Origin of the sequence: Clostridium fermenticellae, assembly GCF_003600355.1 — a bacterium.
GTDB classification, from domain to species: domain Bacteria; phylum Bacillota; class Clostridia; order Clostridiales; family Clostridiaceae; genus Clostridium_AV; species Clostridium_AV fermenticellae.
This window is the reverse complement of the sequence record NZ_CP032416.1, coordinates 30886-49261: the sequence shown is the minus strand read 5'-3', so window position 1 is coordinate 49261 and position 18376 is coordinate 30886. Positions and strand designations below refer to the sequence as shown.

The 18376-nt window shown below is 31.2% G+C and carries 21 protein-coding genes, 2 tRNA genes, 1 other RNA gene, 1 pseudogene and 1 other annotated feature (1 of these 26 cut by a window edge); of the genes and pseudogenes, 7 read left to right on the top strand and 18 right to left on the bottom strand.

The window, feature by feature from the left end; translation table 11 throughout:
• Positions 1–91, bottom strand: a binding site (T-box leader) (it extends 107 nt beyond the left edge of the window).
• Between the two features lie 80 nt (positions 92–171).
• The 17 genes and pseudogenes from D4Z93_RS00255 to D4Z93_RS00185 all read right to left on the bottom strand — a co-directional run bounded on the left by D4Z93_RS00255 (position 172) and on the right by D4Z93_RS00185 (position 10618).
• Positions 172–366: a hypothetical protein gene (locus D4Z93_RS00255; protein ID WP_119969794.1), complete on the bottom strand. Its 195-nt coding sequence runs from the start codon at positions 364–366 to the stop codon at positions 172–174.
• A 14-nt stretch (positions 367–380) separates the two neighbouring features.
• Complete coding sequence (locus tag D4Z93_RS00250) at positions 381–560, bottom strand: hypothetical protein (protein WP_119969793.1); 180 nt, start codon at positions 558–560, stop codon at positions 381–383.
• Between the two features lie 130 nt (positions 561–690).
• On the bottom strand, positions 691–843 hold the full coding sequence (locus D4Z93_RS13120) for a hypothetical protein (protein WP_162920224.1): 153 nt from the start codon (positions 841–843) through the stop codon (positions 691–693).
• Positions 844–870: 27 nt separating this feature from the next.
• Positions 871–1530, bottom strand: coding sequence for a beta/alpha barrel domain-containing protein (locus D4Z93_RS00245; protein WP_119969792.1), 660 nt, complete (start codon positions 1528–1530; stop codon positions 871–873).
• Positions 1531–1619: 89 nt separating this feature from the next.
• Positions 1620–2114 carry an NAD(+) diphosphatase gene (locus D4Z93_RS00240; RefSeq protein WP_119969791.1) on the bottom strand — a complete coding sequence of 165 codons (495 nt, stop codon included), beginning with the start codon at positions 2112–2114 and terminating at the stop codon, positions 1620–1622.
• Positions 2115–2349: 235 nt separating this feature from the next.
• Positions 2350–2610, bottom strand: coding sequence for a pro-sigmaK processing inhibitor BofA family protein (locus D4Z93_RS00235; RefSeq protein WP_119969790.1), 261 nt, complete (start codon positions 2608–2610; stop codon positions 2350–2352).
• Between the two features lie 118 nt (positions 2611–2728).
• Positions 2729–3007, bottom strand: coding sequence for a YaaL family protein (locus D4Z93_RS00230; protein WP_119969789.1), 279 nt, complete (start codon positions 3005–3007; stop codon positions 2729–2731).
• Positions 3008–3069: 62 nt separating this feature from the next.
• Positions 3070–3666 carry a recombination mediator RecR gene (recR, locus tag D4Z93_RS00225; protein WP_119969788.1) on the bottom strand — a complete coding sequence of 199 codons (597 nt, stop codon included), beginning with the start codon at positions 3664–3666 and terminating at the stop codon, positions 3070–3072.
• 56 nt (positions 3667–3722) lie between these two features.
• Entirely contained in the window at positions 3723–4064 is a 342-nt protein-coding gene (locus D4Z93_RS00220) for a YbaB/EbfC family nucleoid-associated protein (RefSeq protein ID WP_119969787.1), read from the bottom strand.
• Between the two features lie 109 nt (positions 4065–4173).
• A complete protein-coding gene (dnaX, locus tag D4Z93_RS00215) occupies positions 4174–5802 on the bottom strand; it encodes a DNA polymerase III subunit gamma/tau (RefSeq protein ID WP_119969786.1) in 1629 nt (542 codons plus the stop codon).
• A gap of 113 nt (positions 5803–5915) precedes the next feature.
• Positions 5916–6181, bottom strand: an RNA gene (gene ffs, locus D4Z93_RS00210) — signal recognition particle sRNA large type.
• A gap of 11 nt (positions 6182–6192) precedes the next feature.
• A tRNA-Ser gene (locus tag D4Z93_RS00205) sits at positions 6193–6282 on the bottom strand.
• Between the two features lie 131 nt (positions 6283–6413).
• Positions 6414–6502, bottom strand: a tRNA-Ser gene (locus D4Z93_RS00200).
• Between the two features lie 58 nt (positions 6503–6560).
• The gene (locus D4Z93_RS00195) at positions 6561–8069 is read right to left on the bottom strand and encodes a phosphohexomutase domain-containing protein (RefSeq protein ID WP_119969785.1); all 1509 of its coding nucleotides are present in this window, start codon (positions 8067–8069) and stop codon (positions 6561–6563) included.
• Positions 8070–8376: 307 nt separating this feature from the next.
• Positions 8377–8862, bottom strand: a complete 486-nt coding sequence (locus tag D4Z93_RS13625; RefSeq protein WP_341466782.1) for a nucleoside deaminase — start codon at positions 8860–8862, stop codon at positions 8377–8379.
• A gap of 183 nt (positions 8863–9045) precedes the next feature.
• A pseudogene (locus tag D4Z93_RS13620) lies at positions 9046–9609 on the bottom strand (ribonuclease H1 domain-containing protein); the annotation flags it as partial.
• Positions 9610–9628: 19 nt separating this feature from the next.
• The gene (locus D4Z93_RS00185) at positions 9629–10618 is read right to left on the bottom strand and encodes a cell wall-binding repeat-containing protein (protein WP_423243035.1); all 990 of its coding nucleotides are present in this window, start codon (positions 10616–10618) and stop codon (positions 9629–9631) included.
• A gap of 368 nt (positions 10619–10986) precedes the next feature.
• Between D4Z93_RS00185 and D4Z93_RS00180 the strand changes: the two genes are divergently transcribed.
• The 5 genes from D4Z93_RS00180 to D4Z93_RS00165 all read left to right on the top strand — a co-directional run bounded on the left by D4Z93_RS00180 (position 10987) and on the right by D4Z93_RS00165 (position 14609).
• Positions 10987–11430 (top strand): MarR family winged helix-turn-helix transcriptional regulator, encoded by a 444-nt coding sequence (locus tag D4Z93_RS00180; protein WP_243105959.1) that lies wholly within the window; start codon positions 10987–10989, stop codon positions 11428–11430.
• 94 nt (positions 11431–11524) lie between these two features.
• A complete protein-coding gene (locus tag D4Z93_RS00175; RefSeq protein WP_119969781.1) occupies positions 11525–12724 on the top strand; it encodes an MFS transporter in 1200 nt (399 codons plus the stop codon).
• Positions 12725–13126: 402 nt separating this feature from the next.
• Positions 13127–13282, top strand: coding sequence for a hypothetical protein (locus tag D4Z93_RS13115; protein WP_207666743.1), 156 nt, complete (start codon positions 13127–13129; stop codon positions 13280–13282).
• Positions 13283–13317: 35 nt separating this feature from the next.
• Complete coding sequence (locus D4Z93_RS00170; protein WP_243105958.1) at positions 13318–13941, top strand: protein kinase family protein; 624 nt, start codon at positions 13318–13320, stop codon at positions 13939–13941.
• 101 nt (positions 13942–14042) lie between these two features.
• Positions 14043–14609 carry a hypothetical protein gene (locus D4Z93_RS00165; RefSeq protein WP_119969779.1) on the top strand — a complete coding sequence of 189 codons (567 nt, stop codon included), beginning with the start codon at positions 14043–14045 and terminating at the stop codon, positions 14607–14609.
• Between the two features lie 59 nt (positions 14610–14668).
• Here D4Z93_RS00165 and D4Z93_RS00160 read toward each other — a convergent pair whose 3' ends face one another.
• A complete protein-coding gene (locus tag D4Z93_RS00160) occupies positions 14669–15742 on the bottom strand; it encodes a tetratricopeptide repeat-containing glycosyltransferase family 2 protein (protein WP_119969778.1) in 1074 nt (357 codons plus the stop codon).
• Between the two features lie 206 nt (positions 15743–15948).
• Here D4Z93_RS00160 and D4Z93_RS00155 point away from each other — a divergent pair, with 206 nt between their 5' ends.
• Both D4Z93_RS00155 and D4Z93_RS00150 read left to right on the top strand, forming a co-directional pair.
• Positions 15949–17067, top strand: a complete 1119-nt coding sequence (locus tag D4Z93_RS00155) for a glycosyltransferase family 2 protein (RefSeq protein WP_119969777.1) — start codon at positions 15949–15951, stop codon at positions 17065–17067.
• A gap of 16 nt (positions 17068–17083) precedes the next feature.
• On the top strand, positions 17084–18367 hold the full coding sequence (locus D4Z93_RS00150; protein ID WP_119969776.1) for a BclA C-terminal domain-containing protein: 1284 nt from the start codon (positions 17084–17086) through the stop codon (positions 18365–18367).
• The last annotated feature ends 9 nt before the right edge of the window (positions 18368–18376 follow it).

Here is an 18376-nt window from a genome sequence, read left to right as displayed (position 1 = left end):
GGTGGATTCACTAAAATTAAATTATCAGTTCTCACCTTCCACTGATTCTCTTAAAACTAATTTTAATTACTATTCTCTTCACTGGATATTAATTATTTAAGATTGCTTATTATTATATATTGGTATTTTTTATTTGTCAATACCTTTTTAGAATTTTTCAAATAAATATTTTTATTTTTTCCAATTAGGTAAACTTGTAAGTACATCATCAAAAAGGTTTTTTCTACATTTACCATATTCATAATTGCTGCAATTCGTGCAACTTTTTTGTGATGATATACTAGAGACGGCCTCTAACTTATCACTTACCGGTTTATATCCAGGACAACTTTTAGCAACATCAATCATCTGTTCCAGATTACTCATATAGATTCTTCCTTTCAATTTAATTTAATTATCCCATCTATTTCGTTGAATAATTTTTTACTACACATTCCATTTTTAAAATTTACACAATAATCGCAATTCGGAGATATTGAACTTATATTAGAAAAAATATTGTATCCTTCATACTCACTACAATTTTGAGCCACTAACATTTTATCTTGAAACGATAACAATAAGCACCACCCTCTCAAATCTCTAATTATATTATTACCTTAATAAATTAATATAATTCTCAAATAACTACAAAATATTTTTATATAAATTAATAGAACCATCTCAAATAAATCTATTGAGATGATTTTATTAATTTAAAACAGACTCTGTTTCCCTACAATATCTCGTAATTAAACACTTCCCAAGTTTTCTAGGACATATCCTGCACATACATTTAACATCCTTACCGTCACAATTTTTATTAAACTCAGGGCAACTGCTACAATTATTATTAATAGACACTTTTATCCTCCAATTTATGTATTACAATTAATGTCTGTAATTATTCATTATTTTAGATAATATTTCTCCAGTTGTTGGAGGCGTATATGTAATAGCATTGGCTCCTGCATCTATAGTTTCAAGTATATCATCATCACTAGGTCCTCCTGTAGCTATTATAGGAAAATCCTGAAACTTGCTCCTTATCTTCCTCACAATACTAGCCGTGCGATCAGCTCCAGAAACATTAAAAATAGTAGTTCCAGCTTTAATTCTTCCTTCTATATCATCATCTTCGGAAACTACAGACACAACTACAGGAATATCAATAGTATTACGTATATAAGTTATAACCTTATTTGAAACAGGCCTATTTAAAACAACTCCCATAGCTCCTTTAAACTCTGCATCATGAGCTAAATTAACGATTCTTCTTCCCGGTGTAATGCCTCCTCCAACCCCACAAAACACAGGAATATCCGCTGACAGCATAATAGCTTCTGTTATTATAGGTTGAGGAGTAAATGGATATACAGCTATAACTGCATCTGCATTAGTATTCTTAATAATAGCAACATCCGTGGTAAATAAAAAAGATTTTAATCTTTTTCCAAATACACTTATACCACTTGCCTTCCTTATAACCTGAGGAACTTCCACTACATGTTTTCTCAATATACCTTTAGCTTCTGGTACATATTTAGCCATTTTTATTTCCTCCCTATATTCATCATTATAATTATCATCTTATTTTAGCATAGTATTTCAAACTACACTATAGTATACTTAATTAATTTTTAACGCTGTATTTTTTTGAGAACCTTACTCACTATACTTTTTCCTATTTCATCTTCAACCATTTCATCTAAAGCATTGTCTATATATTCCCAGTTCATACCCTCAACTTCAGATGACCTTTTTATCTCACCAGTATCATAATATGCCATAAATTCAATCATTTCTATATCCTTGGCCTCTAAATATCTGCTCCCAAGATACTCTAAATTCTTTACTTTTATTCCAGCCTCTTCAAATACTTCTCTATGAACAGTTTCCTCAATTGTTTCCCCACTAGTAACATATCCCGATAAAAGTACCTTTGAATTTTTAAATATATAACTTTGTTTAAGCAACAGTATTTTATCATCTTTTAATATTGCTACCATAATGCATGGTTTCGGAGTATTAAAATACATAATATCATCTATAGGACAGTATGGAACCCCGCCTTCATCCCAACTATATTTAATCTCTAACTTATTCCCACAAATTGGACAATAATTAAATTTCATAAAACACTACTCATAATAGAGTAGTTTCACCCCCTCTAAATATGCTGACAACAAAAATTGTTATATCATATTACAATAATTAACTTATACGTTAATTATATTATAAACTAAACATATTATCTATTAATATTACTTAGATAAATAAATGATAATCATTTTATTATACCCACTTTTATAGAAATTATACACATATCAACAGAAGTTATACACATTTTGTTGATAACTTTTCAATATATTACAAGAACAACTTAAATATAATTAAAAATATAACACCCGGTATTCCAAAAAAACCAGCAATAAGAGCTGTAACAGCATTAATTCCTATATAAAAATTAAAATAATTTCCTACAAAATTGACCAGAACAAGAAGGATCGTACCAATCACGCCGTTAATAATAAGTTTAAAAAGTATTCTTATAGGCCATGCAAAAACTTTAACTAATATATACAGGCCAACAACAGCAATTAAAAAATATCCTATATACTCTATTCCCATTCACTCACCTCTTATATAAAATCATTTATTACTAATTTATATTATTCTAACATAGAATTATTAATAAAAAATAAATAAGCGCAGCTTTTAACCACGCTTTTTTAATATACAGCTTCAATTAGCCAACTTTTACCTTTCTAAGAACATTGCTACCATTAATCTTTAATCCATTTTTCTTTGCCTTGTTAAGTAAATATATATATTTTGCTTTTGCAGCCTCTTCCATATATATAGCATAATCTACAAGCCTCGGATCTTTTACATTATCAAAATATAGTCTAAAATTTTCAAGTTCTTTTCTTGCCATTTCTATATCTTCAAGTAACTTAAAATCTCCGTCATTTCGTTGTAATTTAGATTTTTTAATAATATATTGTGCTATTACACCTTTATTCATAAAAAACCTCCCTCTTTACTTTATATTAAAATAATTGACATAAAGTATGAGGTTTATACGTTCTATATCTCTGTTCTACCTTCAAGTGCTTTAGATAAGGTTACTTCATCTGCATATTCAAGATCCCCGCCAACCGGTACTCCATGTGCTATACGTGTAACCTTTACGCCCAAAGGATTTAATATTTTTGATATGTACATAGCTGTAGCTTCCCCCTCTACATTGGGGTTAGTAGCGACTATAACTTCCTTTATTTCTCCATTCATTCTTCTTACGAGTTCCTTTAATTTTATATCATCTGGTCCTCTTCCAGCCATGGGTGATATATTTCCGTGAAGCACATGATACAAACCATTAAACTCCCTCACTTTTTCCATAGCTATAATATCCTTTGGCTGTTCAACAACACATATGACGCTTTTATCTCTATTTGGATTCGAACATATGGCACATGGATCAGTATCAGTAAAATTTCCACAGACAGAACAGTACTTTATAGTGCCTCTTGCTTTAATAAGTGCATCTGCAAATTCTCTAACTTCTTCTTGAGGAAGATTAAGCACATAAAATGTAAGTCTCTGTGCTGTTTTATATCCTATACCTGGAAGTTTTGCAAATTCCTCTATAAGTTTTTCTATGACCACAGGATAAAAATCCAATTCATTTCACCTCAATTAAAACCCCATCTTTAGAAGATGGGGTTATATTTAATATTCTAAAACATTCCAGGAATATTAAGTCCTCCTGTTAATTTTTTCATTTCTGATTCAGTTTCATTCTCAGCTTTTTTAAGTGCTTCATTACATGCACTTAATATAAGATCTTGAAGCATTTCAACATCATCAGGATCCACAACTTCTTCTTTTATTTTTATGTCAACTATTCTCTTTTTACCATTTGCAGTTGCAACTACTGCTCCGCCGCCAACTGTTGCCGTAAATTCTTTATTTTGAAGATCCTCCTGCATTTCCTGCATTTGCTTTTGAAACTTTTGTGCCTGTTTCATTAAGTTATTCATATTTCCTCCGCCGAAATTAGGATATCCACCTCTTGCCATACTTTATTCCTCCTCAATAATTCTTAGTCTGCAATCTTATAATCAATTCAAATTTAATTATAACATAATTCTTTTGGTGCTTATAGCCATACAACTATTTTAAAAGTTTTTATTCATCAATAACCTTAAACACACTGTCTCCAAATGTATCCTTGAGCATTTTCTCCTGAGATTTTTCTGTATCCAAAACTGTGTCATTCTCAATCTGATATTTAATGTATACTCTTTCCTTAAATATTTCTGAAAAAATATCCTCTACTATCTTCTTATTTTCAGATTTTTCAAGCCTTTTTTTGTTAAATGCATAATCCTTACCGTATTTTATTGTTATGATCCCATTCTTGCAATTAACAATTTCTCCAGTTGTAAGTGCTGCAAACAATACCATATGTCTTCTACTTTTAAAAGTCTCAAGTATATCTTTCCAACTTTTTTTCACATCACCCAATGTTAATTTTGAGTTTGAATTTTCTTCTAATATAACACTTTTACTTTCCTCTGGTTTTTCTTTCCTTATACTATTTTCTTCTGTCTTACGTTTATTTACGCTCTCTTTTGGAGTGCTCTGACTCTGTAGTACTGTTCCTCTATTTTTAACCATGTCTTCAATCTTATTTAGCCTTGCAAGAATTACTTCCTTTGAGGTATCATACTCTATTCTACACATCTTTATGACTGCAAGTTCCAAAAATATTCTGCTCTGTTTAGCCCATTTAGACTGTTCCTCAGCATCCTGTAAAATCCTTATGTCTCTCATGATTTCTTCAACCATAATTTTAGGTGCCTGTTCTTTTAAAAGATTTATATTTTCCTCAGACATGTCAAGTGTCTCTTCGGGATTTTGAGATACTTTTACCATTAATAAATTTCTAAGATGGATTATAACCTCTCTTATAAATCCATAAATATCTTTGCCACTTAATACTACATCATCCACTACCTTCATAGAACTTTCTATATCCTTTTCTATTATATTATCCATAAGCTCTATAAGATGTTCATTCGTTACAAGTCCAAGCATGTTTACTATATTTTCATATTCAACTTTTCCTCCACCCATTGATATAGCTTCATCCAATATACTTAAAGCGTCCCTCATGGCACCATCACACATTCTAGCTATTGTATTCAAACTCTTATCATCAGCAAATACACCTTTTTCATCTACTATCCTTCTTAGTCTTTTGAATACATCATTATTCTTTATCCTTCTAAAATCAAACCTCTGACACCTAGAAATTATAGTTACCGGTAGTTTTTGAGGATCAGTAGTAGCCAATATGAATATAACATTTGAAGGTGGTTCTTCTAAAGTTTTTAAAAAGGCATTAACAGCTTCTTGAGTTAACATATGTACTTCATCCATTATGTATACTTTATATTTGCCCTCCTGAGGTGGATACTTTACATTTTCTATTACATCCTTTATATCTTCAAGTTTTCTTTTAGAAGCTGCATCCATTTCTATAACGTCTATAGAAAGGCCATCATTTATTTTTCTGCACATTTCACATTCATTACATGGCTCACCATCTTTAATATTTGTGCAGTTCACAGCTTTAGCAAATATTTTTGCAGTAGAAGTTTTTCCAGTACCTCTTGTACCTGAAAATAGATATGCATGTGCTATTCTATTGTTTTTCACTTGATTCTTTAAAGTCCTGGTTATATGTTCCTGACCAACTACCTCATCAAATCTTTTAGGACGCCACTCTCTGTACAAAGCCGTATAAGCCAAAAAATCACCTTCTTTTTAATTATATATATATTATATCCCATGAATTTATAAAAGTTAATATACAACAAAAAAAAGATACCCACTGCTAGGTATCCTCATATACAAATTTAAAGTCGTGCACCTCACTTCGATTTACAAACTATAAGCGTTACCCATATAGTTAACTCAAATCAGGTTTATCCACGGCACACAAAAATTATCACTTACCGCTGCTTCCTTCCGGATCTGACGGAGTTCATGAGTTTTTATTGCGTGGGACCCAACTCTCAACGCCACTTTTATGGGCCAGACCTCACATTTTGCAATCTCTGTGAGGGATTCAACCCTGCTATAGCGGATTGCAGGCTACAGGGCACCGCTAACTCCCCATCTAGCACGACAAAGTTTAAATGGCGGAGAGAAGGGGATTCGAACCCCTGGTAGAGTTTCCCCTACACACGCTTTCCAGGCGTGCTCCTTCAACCACTCGGACATCTCTCCACGGTTTACTCATGAAATAAAAAATATTGAATTTATCCAGTGCTTTTTAGCAATCAAGACAAATTTTATTATACTACTAATTCACATATAATTCAACTATTTTTAACAAATATAATAGACTGTACAATTTATGGCGGAGACGGTGGGATTCGAACCCACGAGCCCTTGTGGACTACTTGATTTCGAGTCAAGCTCGTTATGACCACTTCGATACGTCTCCAGAATTACAAATTGCAACGTTAATTATATACTTATTTCACCAAAAAATCAATGAAAATTTATAAGTCACATTCAAGTTCTTTATAATTAATTAGAAATGGTTTGAGTTTATTTACAATAGTTCTAATTCCACCATTTAAATCTGACTCAACATTAAGTACCAAAACAGGTTCATGTAATGACTTCCTAAGTAAAAACCACCCGTCACCATTTAATTTATCACAATTTACTCTAATTCCCTCATAGTTATTCGGAACTATATTCCATCCATTTACTTTCCCAATATAATCCTCCAAATCATGCAGGACGCTCTTACCAATTTCCTGAAAATCATCACTTTTTATTTTTATCCTATATTCTAATCCTTCAACCGGCACTTTTAATTTTTCTATAAGACTGTGTATATTTTTGCCTTCAGAATTTAGCCTTGCCATCTTTATGATTATTTTAGATACCAGGTATGCCCCGTCATCTAAAAAGTAATTTTCTTTTAATGCGGCATGGCCTGATGTTTCAATAGCAAGATAACATTCATTACCTTGAGCATTAAGTCTTTTCCCTTCATTTATAACATTCTTATATCCTCTTTTAAATCTGTGGTGTATACCTCCAAGTTCAGAAATAAAATCACTAAGACCCGTTGAGGTTACAGAGTCTGTAACTATTGTTGTACCAGGATGTTCTTCTAAAATTATCGATGAAATCAATGCTATAAGTGAATTTCTATTTATTTCAGTACCACTCGAATCAACTATAGCGGCTCTATCCACATCTGCATCAAATATTATTCCAAGATCAGCTTGACTTTTAAGCACTGCAATTTTAATTGAATCCATAGCTTCTTTAGATTCTGGATTTGGAACATGGTTTGGAAACCTTCCATCTGGTTCTATAAACTGACTTTTAGAAGTATCCGCTCCCAATACTTCCAGAACCTTCTTAGCAAAAAAACCTCCTGCACCATTTCCAGCATCTACTACAATTTTAAAACCCGACAAAGGTTTTTCATAATTTTTGCCTGATGACACACCTTTTCTAATTATATCAACCATAAGCATTGAATATTCGGAAATAAAATCTACTTTATGTACACTGCCTTTATCTCCAATATATTCACCATTACAATTTGAAGCTTTAGATATAATATCTGTTATATCCTGTTTCTCACATCCGCCATCCTTAGTAAAAAACTTCATTCCATTATAATAATAAGGAAGGTGACTCGCTGTTACCATTATGGCTCCGTCGCAATCATACCCCTTTAAAATGGTTGTCATAAACATTGCTGGGGTAGTGCATATTTCACAATCATAAACAGTACACCCTAAGCTCTCAAACTCCTTAATTATACAATCCTTTATTTTAGGACCTGACAATCTTGAATCCATACCAACAGCTATCTTAAAAGTGCCTGAATTTTTATCAATCTTTTTTTCTAACCATTTTATAAATCCATAACTTATTGATTTCACGGCTTCAAGAGTTAAATTTGCCTTTTTATCCTTATAATCAATTGAAATTCCTCTTATATCTGTTCCATTTTGTAATTTCATTAACTTATCTATCATTCTACCACCTCAACTAACTATAAACTGAGATCCATTTATTCACTTAATATATTACCACAATACTATAGGGTTTGTAATTCTAAGCTTAACTTATGCGTAGACCAGAATTTCAAAAATTTAGGCACATTAAAAAATTTTGTAGTAAGTATTAGTGAAGCGTTCTTAAAAAATCTTAGTGGATTTTATATGTTTGAACAAAGTGAGTTTATAAAATCTGCTTAGATTTTTATGAACACAAGCTTAGACTTACTAGAAATTTTTTACGTGACGTATTTTGAAAACCCCGGCCGGAGCATAAGTTAAGCTTTCATTTACAAGCCCTATATCTTTTAGACTTAAAAAAGCTTTTTAAAATATCGCTGCACCTTTCATCATGACACCATTTTATATCTGTCCAGTGATTCAAATTATCATTTTGAAGTATATTTATAACAGACCCACATGCTCCAGATTCCTGGTCAAATGTCCCTATATAAAGCTTATTTATTCTCGATTGAAGTATTGCACCTGCACACATTGGACACGGTTCCAGTGTAACATACATACTGCAATCCGTAAGTCTCCAATTGTTTAAATATTCTGATGCCTTTCTTATCACAATAATTTCTGCATGGGCAGTAGAATCCTTAAGCCTTTCTTTTAAATTATGTGCTCTAGCTATTATATTTCCATCCTTAACTATAACTGCCCCTACTGGAACTTCTAAATTCTCCATTGACTTTTTCGCTTCAACTATTGCCTCAAACATAAAATCCTTCTCATCATAGCCTTTATTTTCATAGTTTTCAGTCAAAAATATCTTGTCACTCGAATCTGGAGCAATATTCAAAATTTCATCCTTGACATGCTGATTTAAAACAGTAAGTGTATGTGTGCAAAGCCACTTTTTTACAACATTATCTGATGCTATAGATAACTTTTCTTTACATTTTTCATCAGCCAGCTCATTAAATATATCACCCGTATGACTATCTACCTTAACAAAAATAACTTCAATTCCAGAACTCATAAGTTCATTCATTTTTATATAATACTCAATTGAAGATTCTTCTCTTCTCTCCCAAAATCCTGTGGCATGATGACTTACTCCTTCATAGTCATGAAAAATAACAACCTTTTCTTCTCCATTTTCAAGAGCATATTCTAAAGCTCTGACAGCAGCTTTAAGCTCTCCTGCTATTTGTCTTATGTTTTTTTTAGAATTATCTTTTGCCGCACCACTCTCAATATATTCGACTACGTCATTTCTAACTGCTATAATTCCATAAGAATATTTTTCACTTTCTTCATTATAACTTCCATCAACATAAATATGCAGACAGTCCTCAGGATAATTATCTACTCCCTTTTTAAGCATTTTACTGCCTTTATTTAAATATACAGATGCATCTTTCATACTCTGAAAACTTTTATACTTAGCTCCCTTTACTCCTTTTACATATTTTAAACATTCACCCCATGTATCGACTACTTTATCTTCTACCTTCTTATTATTTTCAGAATCAAATCCTTCTTTGATTGCATAAAATTTTTTACTCATAATATTCTCCTTATACAATCTAATCACTGCCATTGATTAGATTGATAAATTCATTTACTGTAGATTCACTTATCATTGTATCACTAGCCAATACATTTAAATTTTCAATATGGTTAGATCTAATGACCTTTTTCGCATTACACGAAATAGTATCTCCAACTAAAACTATAGGATTCCCACTGATTGCAGCAAGAGAAGTTGCACTTAGTACATTTGAAAATTCCTTAGAGTATGCTAAAAATATACTACTAAAATCTAATTTATTAGAAAAAGCATTTATTATATTGGCATTTCTCTCATAAGCACCATTACCAGTTATTCTTTTGACATTAGGAAACTTATCCAAAACACTGTCACTAATTACCTCTTTATCTCCTATTACATATGTCATAGGAATATATTTATCAGATATAAAATTTTGAACTGAAAATGGAATTTCATTATTATAAACAAGTATAATCGGCATATTCAAATTTGCGGCAATTGGTGATATGGAGATCATATCCATAAAATCATCATCGGATACTATAAATATACCATTTTGTGTTCCAATTTTTCCTGCAACCTTAACAGATGTTTCATCTCTATCTATTCCACTATATCGTGTAGTATTTATTCCCAGCATATTTATATATTTTTCAATATCTTCACTTATAACCGCCTTTCCGCCAACTATAAAAACATCCTTCGTGCCAAGTCTATTGAGTTCAAATAAAGCATTCTGACTAAGTGAATTACTCTGAGTAAGCAGAATAGGTGCATTAAATTTTTTAGCTAAACTCGAGGCAATTAATGCATCCGGGAAATTTTCTCCATTTACTAATACAGCATAATTTGAACTTTCCCATCCTTTTTCTACTACATATGAAGACGTAATATACCTATCACTTCCCCATATTCTCTGAATCTTTAAAGAAGAATCCGCTCTAACACCAGATACTAATAATCCACTCATTATAAACACAAATGTGTAAATAATAATTAATATCTTTTTATACAATAAACACACCCCCTAGAAATACGGATCCAAGAAATTTTTCTTGTTATTCCCAATTTTCTTAGTATTATAATTATACCATACAGTTATTTTAAAAAATATATTTATATAATATAAAAAAGCACCAGTTCTTAAGACTGATGCTTACTTAAATATAATTATATAATAAGGGGGACTTATTATATTTTTGCCGTTTCGCTAAGGGATTATTTCCTTAGGACAATTATTATTATATATAGTTATTGTTACGATTTTGTGTAATAAGTGTTACTTGCTTGTTTACATTCGATTAACATTTTATGAACAAATATATATTACCCGACTCCATACATTTCTAATCATATTTGACAATATTGTATACTATGTATACAATATGTAGTATGGATAAAAATTATATAATAAAAAAAATACCGAGAAAATTATTAAACATAATAAATAACTTCAACGAAAGTGACAAAAAAGCTAGAGATTTTGGTACTGATGAGATGCTGCATCTATCTGAAATTCATCTTATAGAATTCATAGGTGATAATGAAAAACTATCAGTATCAGAGATAGCTCGTAGAAAAAATATTACAAAAGCTGCTGTTTCAAAAACACTTGTACGATTGGAGGATAAAAAACTTATTATAAAAGACATAAACCCGGATAACAGAACACAGATAATCATTTCATTAACCAGGAAGGGATGGACAGCATATTGCGAACATAAGAAATATCATGAGAATATTAATAAAATTATATTTTCATGTGTAAACAATAATTCAAAGGAAGATATAAATGCCATTTATAATTTTTTAGATCAACTTGAAAATCTTCTTTAGTGGAAGATTTTACAGTTTTATTTCATGTACACCCTATGTACAATGTCTACTAAATTTATAATATACTATATTTTCTAAAAGGAGAGTTGCATAATTGAACAATACTATAAAAAAAGAAAATTTCGTTTTAACAAAATCGCTGATATTACTTATGGCAATTGCTTGTGGAGTTTGTGTTGCCAACTTATACTATGTTCAACCACTAGAATCGCAGATTGTACATACATTTAATATTTCACAAAATTTAGGTGGATTAGCCGCCACTGTAACACAAGTAGGTTATGCTTTAGGTCTTCTGTTTTTAGTGCCGCTTGGTGATATGTCTGAAAGAAAATCACTAATTTTACGTATGCTTGGTTTAATAATTATATTTTTAATTTTCACATCATTTTCACCAAATTATCCTTTAATGCTTATATCAATGTTTATAGTAGGACTTACAACTATAGTACCACAAATTATTTTACCGTATGCAGCACATCTGGCTCCAGTCGGTGAACAAGGTAAAATAATAGGATATATAATGAGTGGACTTCTTATAGGAATTTTACTTTCACGTACATTCAGTGGCATTTTGGGTTCTATTTTTAACTGGAGAATTGTTTATATTTTAGCAGCCTTATTAATTGCCATATTATTTGTTTTTATATCAAAGTTTTTTCCTAAGGAAGAACCAACTGAAAAGATATTCTATACAAAAATTTTAAAGTCAATACCAGAATTAGTAAAAAATCAGCCTACTTTAAGAGAATCGGCACTTAATGGATTTTTCTTGTTTGGTTCCTTTAGTATATTTTGGACGTCACTTATCTTTTTACTTGAAACACCAATATACAACATGGGTACAAAACAAGCCGGTTTATTTGGACTTTTAGGTATAGCTGGAATATTAATAGCCCCATTAGTTGGTAAGATCTGTGATAAAAAAAGTCCAAAATTCGCAGTTGGAATTGCAACAGTACTCTCTACAGTCGCATATATATGTTTTTTTATCTTCGGATATAATCTATATGGATTAATATTAGGTGTAATAATTTTAGATCTTGGCACCCAATGCGGGCAAGTATCAAATCAAGCCAGAGTTCAAAATTTGGGTGATAAAACCAGAAGCCGCAATAATACAATATTTATGTTCTCTTATTTTGTCGGTGGTGCATCAGGATCATTTCTAGGTACCCTCTGCTGGCAGTATTTCAGATGGTACGGTGTTTGTACAATCGGGCTTATATTTCAAATATTAGCTCTTATAACACATTTTATAATTTATAGGAAACAGAAAATTCAACATGTTTAATACACATGTTGAATTTTCTTTAGTAGTTTAGAACATCCATTCTAAAGCCTTCCTCTTCCCCATTACCCTTATGACAACTCATCAAAAACTGTCTGTAAATTTTAAACTTTAAGTAATGCAAAATTAAATTTACTTTTAAATAAGTAACAGTATGTAAAACGACTCCATATTATATAAATATAGAAACAAACTATAAAAAATATAAAAAACAAAAGAGGGTGTTATGTATGGGATTTTACAATTCACGTCATGGGCACAATTACTACAAAGTTAGCAATTCATCTAGGAGTAGATCTAGGAGTAGATCAAGAAGTAGAAGTAGATCTAGACGTAGATTTGGACGTAGCTCAATAAGCGATCCAGGAAGATACTACAGTAGAAGTAGATACAGCTACAGTAGTGATGGATCATACAGCAGTAGTAGATCCAACGATTATTCATATAGCAACTCATATGATAGCAGTAGATCATACAGCAGATAGTTTAAATAACGAAAAGATATTAATATGGATAGATATTATACTATTGGAGAAAAAGTTAATGGATACTCCATTTTAAGTATGATCGGTGAGGGTCGCTATGGAATTGCGTATATGGCAATAAATGATAGAAATGAAAAATGTGTCATAAAGCAACTAAAAAAAGATATGCTTTATAGCACAAGAAAAAAATTATTTTATGAAGAAAAAATATTGAGGACTTTAAACAACCCACACTTTCCAAAATTTATATCAAATTTTAAAGATCACGATAGAAAAGGATATATACTAGAATATATTGAAGGGGAAGTATTTGAAAACCTGTTAGCCATAGATAATTATAAATTCAGTAAAAAAGAAATTTACAAAGTAGCAAGGCAACTTTTATCATTAATTAATATATTGCATCAAAATGGCATAGTGCATCGTGATATTAGACTTCCAAATGTAATATTAAAAAAAAATAGTGATATAGCATTGATAGATTTTGGACTTGCTAGAATTATTGATAATAAGGAATATGTTAAAACAACAGATTATTGGTTCATGGGCGATTTTTTAATCCACCTTTACTACTCATCATACGAAGTAACCAATAAAAAAGAAAACCCGTGGTACGAAGAACTTGATTTAAATTTAGAAGAAAAAATTTTCCTAAAAAAACTAATGAATCTAAGTGGAAGCTATAAAAATGCTTATGAAATAAAAAAACAGCTCGATAAAATAGAAAATTGTTAGTTGATATTGGATATAGACCATATGACTTTAGAAGGTTTACTTCTAATGTCATATGGTTTTCCATTATGAAAAGTTATTTATAAACTAAGGAGAGATTTTATATGCCAAATTCAATAAAGATATTAAAAATGTATCCAAAATCATTTCATGCCAATGTATATTCTATTAGACATTTTAGAATGATTGGATTAATAGATGTAAGTATTAAATATATTTATGGAATAGAGCGAGTAACTCTGGCATACTTCAGTTCATCTGGTACTAACAGTGGAAAAATCAGAGGCTTATGGTATCCTATTGTTGGTATAAAAATTCATGATGGAAAATTTGACGAATTTTCAAGTTATTTAAATTTTGTATTAACAAATACTACAATGGATGGGCTTGCAGATAATGGATGGCTTGCAAAGTCTTTATTTTTTCCATCAAACTATCCAAATAATTCAATGATAAGAGGATTTTCTAATGGCATTCACTACAAAAGTCTATTAAAAATAGGAAAGACATTAAGAAAGCTATATAAATCTAATGAATTTCAACATATGAATTCATTAGATAAATACAAATTAAATAATATACTCACTTCAAAAAAAATATATGTAGGCAACAGACACACTCAAAGAGAAAACTTTGAAAAATTTATAGAAGATATATTCAATGAAGTTTGATACTTTATTATAGGGTTACAACTACACTTCAAATTGCAGCCCTATAATATTACATAAAACTATTTTTCTAATATAGATTCGAAGAATTCTTTATTTGATAAAATATTCTTATCATTAGGTCTATACTGTCTGGCAACTTCATTATGAAGATATGCTAATTTATTATTACCTATCTTATAATAGCATACACAAAGTTGTAAATGAGGAAGCCATGTAGAAAATGTTGGCTGCGAAAAACCACTATTTACTACTAACTTAGAGGGATCTGCTGCTAATTTATACCATAAGATAGCAGCATTAAAATTATTTTTTTCTAAAAAATAATAACCGAGCCTACAACAAAATTCTGGACGAGGATAATCGTATTTAAATGAACGCAGTATAGAATTTAACTCCTTATCCCTGTATCCAAGCTCATGGTAACAATCTGCTAACTTACTACAACTAGAGATATTATCCTCAACCCAACCTTTATTATCTAGAAGAAATTGCTCATATATTACAGCTGCTTTAGTATACATTTTATGGTCAAACAATTCATTTGCAAAGTAGTAATTATCTCTAGGCGAAAATTTTTTTCCCTCTTTTAAAAGTTTTTGATATATACTAAGATTTCTATCACTATCATGATAAACACTTTTATGTGTAATAGATATATCACTAGCCTCTATCTTCCCATATACATTTAAATATTCATGAACTTCCCCTATCCAGCAAAAATTTTTTTCTCTTTTCACAAGTCTATTACGACGTGAGCTAAATACAACATTTCCATATTCATCAAAAGCAAGGTTATAATTCATACTAACTACATCAACAGAATTATCTAAATGTTGTTTTATATCTAAAAACTTTTTACGGTCCTTGTAAGATACAACATCATCAGCATCCATCCATAGTATATAATCCTTAGTAGCCTTCTTAAAAGATTCATTACGTGCAGCTGAAAAATCATCTACCCACTTAAAATCAAATAATCTATTCGTATATTTTCTAGCAATAACTTTAGTGTTATCAGTAGACCCTGTATCTATTATATTTATTTCATCAACTATATCTAATACAGAATCAAGACATCTTTCTAACACATTTTCTTCATTTTTAACAATCATACAAAGACTAATTGTTATCATATTTTGACTTTCTCTCCTTAAATCTTATCTACCCTACATACTATTCAATTCAATATGGAACAGTAACATATTTTATTTATACAAAATATTTATCTAACACATATCTTTTATTTAATCATATGTTATTATTAGCGAGGCAGAATTCAGTCTTTATTTTTAATTACAAAATCTATATTTTTAATAATATGTAAAGAGGATGCTGATATTTGGAAAAGAATATATTAATTTCCCTTTGTATGATTGTAAAAGATGAAGAAAATTTTATAGATTCATGCCTTAAGAGTGCCAAAGACCTTGCAGACGAAATAATAATTGTAGATACTGGTTCAACTGATAAAACAAGAAAAATATGTGAAAAATATAAAGCAAAAATTTTTTATTTACCCTGGAAAGACAATTTTGCTGAAGCAAGGAATTATGGAATTTCTAAAGCAAATGGCAAATGGATTTTATGGCTCGATGCTGATGAAGAAATAATTATAAAAAATAAAAATAAATTTTATCAAACACTCATGGATGAAAAGGGATATATCTATCTAGTACCAATTATAAATTATTATGGAGATTTTCCAATTGATATAAATAGATCCTATTTATTCTCATCATATAGATTATTTCGTAATCATAGAGATATTAAATTTACTGGTAAAATTCATGAACATCTTACTATGAATTATTCAGGTGAAATATATTCAGAAAAAGCACTGCCATATATTGAAATTAATCATTATGGGTATCTAGATTCTATAATTCGAAAAAAAGAAAAAATTACAAGGAACTTGAAAATACTTGAAAATGAAAAGACAGAACCAAATTATAGTCCATGGATTGATTATCATATAGCAAGTGAATATTATAGTTTAAAAAAATACACTAAAGCTCTTTATGAGATAAATCTATCAATAATAGGCTTTTTAAAAAATTACAAACTTCCGCCATCTCTACTTTACAAATTAAAATATGATATTCTAATAAATACTGAAAATTACAATGAAGCAAAATTCGGTATTGAAAAAGCTATCAAATTATATCCTGATTATGTGGATCTTTATTTTTATAAAGGTATAATTTTATTCAAAGAAAATTCATTTAAAGAAGCTATTTTAGTATTCAATCAATGTATTAAACTTGGCGAGGGAAACTCAAAATATCTTATTTTATCAGGTGCCGGAAGCTATTTATCATGGTATTTTATTGGATGCTGCTATAAAGAAATTAATGATTACAAAAAAGCTGATGATGCATTTAAAAATGTATTAGCTATATATCCAAATTGTATAAAAGCACAAAGAGAATTATCAAGAATAACTAAAAAATCAAATTAGGAGATGATTTTATATTATGTCACAACCTAGTTTTCCTAGTATTAGCCCATCTATAACAAGAGAAGATGCCATCAATGTAATTCTTTCATCAATTGCTATGGAAGAGCTCGGACTAAGTCATATAATAAATGCTGAAGGTGAAAAAATACAATACACCTTAGGAACAATTCCTGGAGTAACAAGTCCATCATCAACAATAGATGATATAATTGCAGTTAATGACAGTGTAAGGGAAACAATGAATTCTGTCGTACAAAATCAATCATTACTGAAATCTAAAATGCAAAACGCCCTAAACTCGTCGACTATGCAGGGTGTAACTGGCCCTACTGGTCCTACTGGCCCTACTGGCCCTGCAGGAGGTGCAACTGGTCCTACTGGTGCTACTGGTCCTGCTGGTGCTACCGGCGATACTGGTGCTACCGGCAATACTGGTGCTACTGGAGCTACTGGTGTAACTGGTCCTACTGGTGATACTGGCCCTACCGGCGATACTGGTGCTACTGGTCCTACTGGCCCTACTGGTGCAGATGGTGATACAGGTGCTACTGGAGCTACTGGAGCAACCGGTCCTACTGGTCCTACCGGTGAGACTGGCCCTACTGGTGCTACCGGCCCTACTGGTGACACCGGTCTTACTGGTGATACTGGCCCTACTGGTGCTACCGGTCCTACTGGCGCTACTGGTCCTACTGGTGAGACTGGCCCTACCGGTGAGACTGGCCCTACTGGCGAGACTGGCCCTACCGGTGAGACTGGCCCTACTGGTGATACCGGTCCTACTGGTGATACCGGTCCTACTGGTGCCACCGGTCCTACTGGTGATACTGGCCCTACCGGTGCTACTGGTCCTACTGGGGCTACTGGTCCTACTGGGGCTACTGGCGAAAATGTTACTGAAACTACAGCCTTTGCAGCAAATACTAGTGGTACTGCAATAACAGTATTAGCAGCTGGTACTCCAGTCCCACTTCCAAATTCTCAAATTATATCTTCAGACATTAGTATAGATTCATCAAATACTGTCTTTACAATAAATACAGCAGGACGTTATAGAATATCATATAATGTCAATATAACTGCATCTTTGCTCTTAAGCACAAGACTCATCATAAATGAATCATCTAATACAGCCTCCACAATAGTACCAATTCTATCGTTATCAAACTTTTCAAATGAGATACTGATAGATTTAACCGCAGGATCAACAGTATATTTACAATTATTTGGTTTAGCGGGTATAGCCACTTTATTGGGTAATAGTACCGGTGCTTCACTAATGATTGTACGTTTAAGCTAAAATAAAGTT